This is a genomic window from Synergistaceae bacterium (assembly GCA_031272035.1).
In the GTDB taxonomy this organism is placed as follows: domain Bacteria; phylum Synergistota; class Synergistia; order Synergistales; family Aminobacteriaceae; genus JAISSA01.
In genome coordinates this window covers 1-8,724 of record JAISUO010000117.1, presented here as the reverse complement: position 1 = coordinate 8,724, position 8,724 = coordinate 1, and the positions used below count along the sequence as shown (strand labels likewise).

Annotated in this window: 8 protein-coding genes; 6 read left to right on the top strand and 2 right to left on the bottom strand. The window is 59.0% G+C overall.

The genetic code is table 11. The features are described from left to right. On the bottom strand, positions 1–221 hold a 221-nt coding region (locus tag LBR61_13835; protein MDR1733162.1), incomplete at its 3' end, for a hypothetical protein. 246 nt (positions 222–467) lie between these two features. On the opposite strand from LBR61_13835, the gene LBR61_13830 reads away from it, so the two are divergent. From LBR61_13830 to LBR61_13805, 6 genes are all read left to right on the top strand, one after another. Continuing rightward, a complete protein-coding gene (locus LBR61_13830; protein MDR1733161.1) occupies positions 468–1,979 on the top strand; it encodes a YifB family Mg chelatase-like AAA ATPase in 1,512 nt (503 codons plus the stop codon). Positions 1,980–2,007: 28 nt separating this feature from the next. Continuing rightward, the gene (dprA, locus tag LBR61_13825; protein MDR1733160.1) at positions 2,008–3,135 is read left to right on the top strand and encodes a DNA-processing protein DprA; all 1,128 of its coding nucleotides are present in this window, start codon (positions 2,008–2,010) and stop codon (positions 3,133–3,135) included. A 122-nt stretch (positions 3,136–3,257) separates the two neighbouring features. Next, entirely contained in the window at positions 3,258–3,590 is a 333-nt protein-coding gene (locus tag LBR61_13820; GenBank protein ID MDR1733159.1) for a hypothetical protein, read from the top strand. 2 nt (positions 3,591–3,592) lie between these two features. Beyond that, positions 3,593–5,968 (top strand): type I DNA topoisomerase, encoded by a 2,376-nt coding sequence (gene topA, locus LBR61_13815; protein MDR1733158.1) that lies wholly within the window; start codon positions 3,593–3,595, stop codon positions 5,966–5,968. Position 5,969: 1 nt separating this feature from the next. Continuing rightward, positions 5,970–7,343: a methylenetetrahydrofolate--tRNA-(uracil(54)-C(5))-methyltransferase (FADH(2)-oxidizing) TrmFO gene (trmFO, locus tag LBR61_13810; protein MDR1733157.1), complete on the top strand. Its 1,374-nt coding sequence runs from the start codon at positions 5,970–5,972 to the stop codon at positions 7,341–7,343. Positions 7,344–7,374: 31 nt separating this feature from the next. Continuing rightward, positions 7,375–8,145: a hypothetical protein gene (locus tag LBR61_13805; protein MDR1733156.1), complete on the top strand. Its 771-nt coding sequence runs from the start codon at positions 7,375–7,377 to the stop codon at positions 8,143–8,145. Between the two features lie 64 nt (positions 8,146–8,209). Here LBR61_13805 and LBR61_13800 read toward each other — a convergent pair. Then, positions 8,210–8,724, bottom strand: a 515-nt coding sequence (locus tag LBR61_13800) for a 23S rRNA (pseudouridine(1915)-N(3))-methyltransferase RlmH (protein ID MDR1733155.1), incomplete at its 5' end; no start/stop codon positions are given.

Below are 8,724 nucleotides of genomic sequence, written 5' to 3'. Positions count from 1 at the left end.
GGATCTCCGGTGTTCAGGATGTCGCGAAACTCCTTATCCAAAAATTTTTGTTTCACATTCGTATCGGCCGCGGCGTACAGTTCCGGAATTGCCCGTTTCAGCAGAAGGTAAAAGAATCGGTCGATCAGGTCTTTCCAGAGTCCGTCATGATCGAAGTATTCCTGCTTTCCGGCTTCGTTGTCCGCCGCCGCAGCGTGACTGGAAATATCCGTCTCCGTCACAAACTATCATCTCCTCGTAACTTCGTTATTGAATTTTCAGGCTCCAATCTCCTGTTTCTCTCACCACGGAGGTTGAGCTTTTTAACGTACACCTGCATTGCTCCGTTGTCGTCAGTGATTTCAGGGACGCGGCGTCAAATCGATCAAATACCCGATTCTCAGGAGGATGATCCGCATGGTATCCGATACGGCTGGCGCGAAATTCGGACATAATAGACGGGAGATCATATGGAAAGAAGCGAGGTAATGACGATTACGCATACCGTAAAATCCGTAACTCTCCAGGGCATGGAGGCCGTCCCCGTCGAAGTGGAGGTCGAGATGACGGGCGGGCTTTTCTCCATTTCCATCGTCGGCCTGCCCGACGCTGCGGTGAAGGAGTCGAAAGAACGCGTCCGGGCCGCTCTGCGGTCGGTTGGGCTGCCCCTGAAAGGACGAGTCGCAGTGAATCTGGCCCCGGCTGATTTGCCCAAGGAAGGGGCTCTGCTGGACCTGCCCATCGCCCTCGCCATGATGTGCAGCGCGGGGCTGCTGAAACCTCCGGAACCGGCTCTGTACATGGGAGAACTGGCTCTCGACGGACGTCTGCGACGCGTTCGGGGAGCCGTTCCCGCCGCTTTTCTGGCCCGCTCGGAGGACATGCCTCTTTACGTCCCGGCGGAAAACGCGGAGGAAGTGGCATTGGTGAAAGGAGTCCGCGCCTATGCCATAAACGACCTGCGAGAGCTGGTTTCCATTTTAAAGGAGGAGCGAAAGCCCGTTCCCGTCGCCCTCTCAACGGTCTCCGAACAGCCCTTTACAGCGGAACCGAACTTCAGGGACATTAAAGGCCAGGCGGCTGCCCGCAGGGCCGCGGAAATCGCCGCTGCCGGACACCATAACCTTTTGCTTGTGGGCTCTCCGGGAAGCGGCAAAACACTGATTGCCCGGGCCCTCAACGGAATCCTGCCTCCCCTTTCGGACGACGAACTGGTGGAGACTCTTCTGGTCCGCAGCACCCTGGGGCTTCCCCTGGAGGCGGGACGAAGGCGGCCCTTCCGAACGGTTCATTTCACCGCCAGCACCGTTTCCATCTGCGGAGGGGGAAGCGCTCTGAGGCCGGGAGAAGTTTCCCTGGCCCACAGGGGCATCCTCTTTCTCGACGAGTTTACGGAATTTCGCCGAGATTTGACGGAAAGCCTGAGAGCCCCCCTGGAGGACGGTCAGGTGGTGATCAGCCGGGCGGCGGGAACGGTCACCTACCCTTCCCGGGTTCTGCTCGTTCTCGCGGCCAACCCCTGCGCCTGCGGAAACCGTGGGGATCCTGTAGAAAAATGCGTCTGTTCGTCCCTGGAGCTGGAGCGGTACCGGCGCAAGCTGTCCGGCCCCATTCTGGACCGTATCGACCTGCAGATTTCCGTTCCGCGGCTGCTGCCGGAGGAACTTCTGTCCTTTTCCGGAACGGCGGAGTCCAGCGAATCCATTCGCGAGCGCGTCTGCCGGGCCCGAACGATGCAACAGAAGCGCTGGGCGCCTCATGGATTCTCCTGCAACGCGGAGCTGCCGGAAAAGATCGTCCGAAGCTCTCTGGGAATCTCAGAGGAAACTCTGAAATACCTGGCCGGAATGGCGGAAAAGATGCGACTGTCGGGACGGGGAATCAGCCGGGTTCTGAAGGTCGCCCGCACGATTGCCGATCTCGCCGGCGAAGCCGAGATCCGGACGCCTCACCTTGCCGAATCCCTGATGTATCGGAGAGGCGTGATCGGTGAGCGATGATATTGAGAAAAAATGAGGTTTTCGCTCTATGAATGATTTTTTGAAGGCGATTTTGCTCCTGAACGCGTGCAGGGCTCCGGTGTCCGCCTGGACGGTCCTGAAGCGCCGGGAGGACCCTGCCGCTCTGTGGCGCGGAGGGGAAGAGTTTCTGAAGACGCTTGAACTTCGGGAATCTTCCTGCAAACAGCTTACGGAACTTCTGTCCGAGAGGGATTGGGCCGACCGGGAGATGGAAAGAACGGACCGGTTCGGCGCGCGTTTTCTCCCCATTGACGACGTGGAATATCCTCCGCGCCTGAAAGACCTCCCCGCTCCGCCGCTGGGCCTTTACGTGAAGGGGGATCTGAACCTCTCCAAATCCATGATCGCCATTGTGGGCACCCGGCGATGCAGCTCCTATGGACGCCTGACCGCCGAGGCCATCGGGCGCGGAGTCGCTCAGGCGGGATACCAGGTCCTCAGCGGCGGAGCGAAGGGCATCGACGGAGCGGGGCATCGAGGCTGCCTGGGGGCGGGCGGAACCACAATCGCCGTTCTGGGCACGGCGCTGGATCGGGTTTATCCCGCCGAGCATCGGCCCCTGTTCCACCGCATTGCCGAGCAGGGGGCGCTGGTTTCGGAGTACCCCATGGGAACCGGCGGAAACGCCTGGCGCTTTCCCGAGCGCAACCGCATCATCGCCGGGCTCTGCAGAGTCCTCGTCGCAGTGGAGTCCCCTGTGGACGGCGGAGCCATGATAACAGCACGGCAGGGGTTGGACATCGGCCGCGAGATCTGGTGCGTCCCTGGACGGATAACGGAGGAATCGGCGAAGGGAACGAACACTCTGATACGGGATGGAGCCAACCCCCTGATCGACATCGACGAGTTTATCGGGAAAATATCGGGACAGTACGGGCAGCTTCTGATCAGCTTCCCCAGCCCTCCGCCGGACAACCTTTCGCCCGACGAAAAAAACGTGCTGGAACTTTTGAGGCGCGAAGGGAAACTCACTCATGACGATATCATACTGAAAAGCGGCCTGGGATTTTCGGAGGTTCAGATGAGCCTCGCGACGCTCTGCGCTTTCCATCTGGCCGTAGAATCCGGCGCGGGACGGTACGAAGCGATAACTCCGCCGGAACAGCCGCGGGAATTTTCCCCGCGAATTATCTAATATGTGGGCATCTCGACATTTGCCCTTCCCCCACCCCTGTGGTATAACATAGCCTGATTGATTCAGACGAAGCTGGACGAGGGACCTTCGAAAGGAATCTCCTCTGCGAAAGGAAGAACATTTTGAAAAAAATTCATGTAAATGCGACTGTTTCGCATGCCTCTTCCGATAACTCCGACAGAGGCAACCGCAGAATTCTTCACACTCTGGAACGCCGATACCTTTCACCGGATGCTCAGGCTATGGTCTATTCCCTGCTGAATTCGGGGAACGTACCGCTGAACGTCACGGAAAATACCATACAGCAGGCCGTCGCGCTGGGGACCCTCAACGAGGTTCCTGTGGACGCTCAGACTTTCGAGGCTCTGCTGGCAGCGGTGACGCTCAACCCATCTTTCCGGATTCCCTCGTTTTCGGGATCGGAACCGGCTGTTTTTCCCAAACGGTTCTGCTGACTATGGCTGCCCGAAAGAACGCTCCGACTTCAAAAGAGGGCTCGAAGGGAACTTCGACAGCCAAAAAGGAAAAGCCCCCGCTCAAAAAGTCGACGACCCAACGGTCGGCATCGGCTGTGAAGGCGAATGCCTCCGGGGCCGAGACGAAGACAGCCGCGACGAAAAAAACCTCCGTGAAAACCGCCGCGGTGAAAAAAACCTCGACAAAATCGACAAAATCGAGGAGCGCGCAGACGGGTTCTTCCCGAAAGGCCCGAAACGGTTTTTCCGGACTTGCCGCCGCGAACAAAACCCTGGTGATCGTGGAATCTCCCTCCAAGGCCAAGACCCTGTCCAAAATTCTGGGCTCAGGCTACGTCATCAAATCCAGCGTCGGACATATTCGAGACCTTCCCCGCAGCCGGATGGCCATTGACATCGAACACGACTTTACGCCGGAGTACATTCTGGTCAAGGGAAAAGCCGCCATCAAAAACGAACTTGCCGCGCTTTCTCAGCACGCAAAGGCCGTTTTGCTGGCCTCCGACCCCGACCGGGAGGGCGAAGCCATAGCATGGCACCTGGCGGACCTGCTGAACGTGCCGCTGGACGAAAAATGCCGGGTCCGTTTTTACGAAATTACCGCCCGCGCCGTTCTGGAAGCGGTGAAAAACCCCGACGTCATCGACCTGCACAGGGTAGACGCCCAGCAGGCCCGTCGCATTCTGGACCGACTGGTGGGCTACACGCTGTCTCCCCTGCTTTGGAGCAAGATCCGATACGGGCTCTCGGCCGGCCGCGTCCAGTCGGTGGCGCTGGAGTTGGTCTGCGAGCGCGAACGCGAGATTCAGCAATTTGTGCCGGAAGAATACTGGAACGTCACGGTGAAAGCGACCACTCCGGACGGTCGAAACTACGAGATGAAAGTGGACCGGATGGACGGCAAAAAACTGTGGAAAAACAGCCTCCCTCTTTTGATTGGAGACGAGGCGACCGCCGACGCGATTTTGGCGGAAGTGCGCAGCCATCCCATTGTCGTGTCGGAGTTCCGCCTTCGTGAGAGCGTGCGCAAACCGCAGCCGCCCTTCAAAACCAGCAGTATGCAGCAGGAGGCCGCCCGCCGCGCGGGACTCTCCCCCCGCCGCGCCATGCGTGTGGCGCAGGACCTGTACGAGGGCATCGACATTCCGGGCCGGGGACAGATCGGAATGATCACCTACATGAGAACCGACAGCCTGAGACTGGCGGCGGAGGCCGTGGAGGTCTGCCGGGCGCATATCAGCGCGGCCTTCGGCGAACGTTATCTGCCCAAAACCCCCAACATCTACGCGGCATCGGGCCGCAGCCAGGACGCTCACGAAGCGATCCGCCCCACGGATGTGACTCTGACGCCCAACTCCGTCAAAAACGCCCTCACGGCGGAACAGTTCCGGCTCTACGACCTGATCTGGAGGCGCTACGTGGCCTCTCAGATGGAGAACGCCGTGGTCGCCAACTCCATGCTGCTGGCCGACGCGGGTAAGGCGGGCATGCGTCAGCTGGGCGAAAGCCTGATCTTTGACGGATGGAGCGCCGTCTGGCCCCTCGACCTGAAGGGAGAGCTTCTGGAGAAGGCCAGGGAAGGGGAAACTCTGACTTTTGTCTCCGCCGACAAGGAACAGAAATTTACGCGTCCGCCCGCGCGATACTCCGAAGCGACGCTGATACGAACCCTCGAAGAGGACGGAGTGGGCCGCCCTTCCACCTATGCCACCATCGTGGATACGCTGTATGACCGAGGCTACGTCGAAAGAAACGATGACCGGCGTCTTGCGCCGACCTCCCTTGGAATGACCGTTGACGAATTTCTGAAAAAATTCTTCGACAGAGGAAGCCTCGCCTCCATCGTGAACGCGGATTTTACCGCGGAGATGGAACAGGAGCTGGACGAAATTGAGGAGGCTAAGCGCGCCTGGCTGGACGTGGTGCGGACGTTCTGGAAGGATTTCTCACAGACCGTGGAGGTGGCCAAAGACGCGGAGAGAGTGCCTCTGCCCGAACCCGAGCCCATCGGCGAGGACTGCCCGGAATGCGGCAGTCCGCTGGTTCGGAAACGCGGCCGCTTCGGGGAGTTCATCGCCTGCAGCGGTTATCCGAACTGCCGGTACACCCGGGCGATTCTGGACGTCGTCGGCGTGAAATGCCCCAAATGCGGAGAGGGCGACATCGTGAAACGGCGCAGCAAAAAGGGAAAGACCTTTTTCGGCTGTTCACGTTACCCAAACTGCGATTACATTTCCTGGAACCGGCCCACCGGCGAAAAATGCCCGGAGTGCGGGGCCGGTCTGTCCCAGAGAGGCAAGACGATTCTCTGCCCGGAGTGCGGTTACAAGCGGGTGGAAGAACCCGCCGATCTCTGATATGGCCGTTCCGGACGTTCTTGTCGTCGGAGGCGGTTTCGCGGGCAGTGAGGCCGCCTGGCAGCTCGCGAAGAGAAATCTCCGCGTTCGCCTCTTCGAAATGCGCCCTTTCGTTCAAACTCCGGCCCACAGCACGGCGCAGTTCGCCGAAGTGGTGTGCAGCAACTCCTTCGGCGGAGAGGGCGAGGAAAGCGCCGCGGGCATCCTGAAGGCGGAGCTGGCGCTTGCGCAGTCGCTGATTCTGGAGTGCGCGCAGGTTTCCCGGGTTCCCGCGGGGGGAGCTCTCGCCGTGGACCGTGACCGTTTCGCCGAGCTCGTCAGCGCCCATGTGGAATCCCATCCCCATATCGAAGTCGTTCGGGAGGAAGTGACCGACCTGGGGGCGCTTCTTTACATGCGCCGTCCCGTGATCCTGGCCACAGGACCCCTGACCTCCTCCGCCCTGGCGAAAAACCTGCAGAGCCTGATCGGTGAAGATTACCTTTCCTTCTTCGACGCCGTCGCCCCCATCGTAACGCGGGAATCCATCGACATGGAAAAAGCATGGATCGCGGGACGCTACGGGCGAGGTCACGACTACATCAACTGCCCCATGAACCGAGAGGAATACCTCGCTTTTTACGACACCCTGACCGCCTCCCGCCGCGTTATGCCTCACGACTTCGAAAAGGGAACTTATTTCGAAGGGTGTATGCCCGTGGAGGAAATGGCCTCGCGAGGTCTGGACACGCTGCGTTTCGGCCCGCTGAAGCCCGTGGGACTCCCCGACCCCAAAACCGGACGCGAACCCTGGGCCGTCGTTCAGCTGCGGCAGGACAACCGGGAGGGAACGCTTTTCAACCTGGTGGGGTTCCAGACAGGCCTGAAATGGGGAGATCAGTCGCGGCTGATCAAAATGATCCCCGGCCTGGAGAACGCCGACATCGTCCGCTTCGGGGTAATGCACCGCAATATTTACGTGGACGCCCCCGCCGTCCTTGACGAGCACCTGCGACTGAAGACGGAGAAAGTGAACGGGCAGGAAACAGAAAACGGGAAAGAAACGGCGCCGATCTTTCTCGCCGGTCAGATCACGGGCGTTGAAGGTTACATGGAAAGTACCGCCATGGGTGCGGTTGCGGGAATAAACGCGGCCTGTCTCCAGCGGAAAGCGCCCCTCCCCCGCTGGCCCGGACAGACCGCCGTGGGATCGCTTCTCCACTGTCTGCAAAACTCCGAAGCAAAACCCTTTCAGCCGATGAACACGAACCTCGGCATTTTTCCGCCGCTGCCCGAAAGAATCAAAGACAAAAAAAAGAAGGCCCGAATGATGTACGATCGAGCCCTGGCCGCCGCCCGAAGCTTTTGGAGCGATCTGGAAGCGCAGGGCGTCTGACAATGCAGATTCGAACGAGGAGGGAGAAATTATGCCTGTGCGCAGTTGTCCGAACTGCGGGTTCGTGATAGCAAATCCGTCCCAGCCGTGCCCGTCCTGCGGGGCAGCGCCGCCGACGCAAAGCTCTCCTTTCGCTGACGGTCCGAATGAAACCTCCGCGCCGAAAACGACGGATCAGCCGCTCAGAAAAAACGCGGCGCGCGGCGCGCATAACCGGGCCGTCGTCATCCTGACGTTTCTTCTTTTTGTCTCAGTCGGCGGCCTGTTCTTTTACGGACGTTTCGGAGGCTTCGCGAGAGTGCACCTGGCCGCCAGATACGTCGAAGAAACCGACGGCTATTCCATTTGTCCGCCCCAGGGATGGAACGTCATGGACATACCCGCCTTAAAATTCAGAGTTATTGCGATGGCAGGCGAAAACGATGCAAATCCCATTTCAAACGTCACTCCAAACGCCACACCAAATTTTACGCCCAACATCAATCTTCGGCTCGACACGCAAAACGGGCAGCAGGCCACTCTGACCGATTACAGAAAAAACGCCGTCCTGCATTTGAAACAGACGATCAAGGACCTTGAGATCGTGGCGCAGGACACGCTCAGGACCGAAAGCGGGATAGACGGCCAACGGGTGGTCGTGCTCAACCCCATGGAAGGGGGGCTGTTGAGACAGACGGCTTACGTCTTCATGAAAGAAAAGGGCGTCTTTTTGGTCATAACCTGCACCGTTCTCGCAGAGGGCGGGGAGGCTTTCGACGATATTTTCGAGGCAAGCGTGAAAACATTGGAGTGGACAAAATAAGGGCGAGGGAGCGCCCCTGAAAACAACAGGTCTTTCTTGTTTAACTTTAATTCAACAGATAAATCTAATGATGATATCCGGCCCCCTGCAGAATCGAAAAGGCCCGATACAGCTGTTCGGCCAGGAAAAGCAGGCACATTTCATGGGTGAAGGTCATGCGAGAGAGAGAAAGACTGTCGTCCGCGCGCTGCTGAATGCTTTTCGAGACCCCCCAGGGACCGCCGATAAGCAAAACGATCCTGCCCGGCGCCGTCTCCATCTCCCGCGCCAGCATCCGCGCAAATTCAGTGCTGTCGGACTCCTTTCCGTCTTCCCGCAGCAGAATCACGCGATCCCGGGGACGGAATCGCTTCAAAATCTCCTGTCCCTCCCGCTCCACACGAACTTCGGAGGTTCCCGTCCCGTCGGGAATGCATTCCAGAGAAACCAGCCCCCGAGGCTGAATCCGGATGAGATACTCCTCAATCAGGGAAGCGATTCGCCTGTCTTTCGGTTTTCCCACCGCGAGCACGGCGATTTTCATGGTTTCTTTCCTCCCCTGTTCTTCGTCTTCAGACACGACCCGGACACGACCTCCAC

Coding starts and splice junctions, on each gene's coding strand:
- LBR61_13830 (MDR1733161.1), top strand. CDS start 468: ATGACGATTACGCATACCGTAAAATCCGTAACTCTCCAGGGCATGGAG.
- dprA (MDR1733160.1), top strand. CDS start 2,008: ATGAATGATTTTTTGAAGGCGATTTTGCTCCTGAACGCGTGCAGGGCT.
- topA (MDR1733158.1), top strand. CDS start 3,593: ATGGCTGCCCGAAAGAACGCTCCGACTTCAAAAGAGGGCTCGAAGGGA.
- trmFO (MDR1733157.1), top strand. CDS start 5,970: ATGGCCGTTCCGGACGTTCTTGTCGTCGGAGGCGGTTTCGCGGGCAGT.
- LBR61_13805 (MDR1733156.1), top strand. CDS start 7,375: ATGCCTGTGCGCAGTTGTCCGAACTGCGGGTTCGTGATAGCAAATCCG.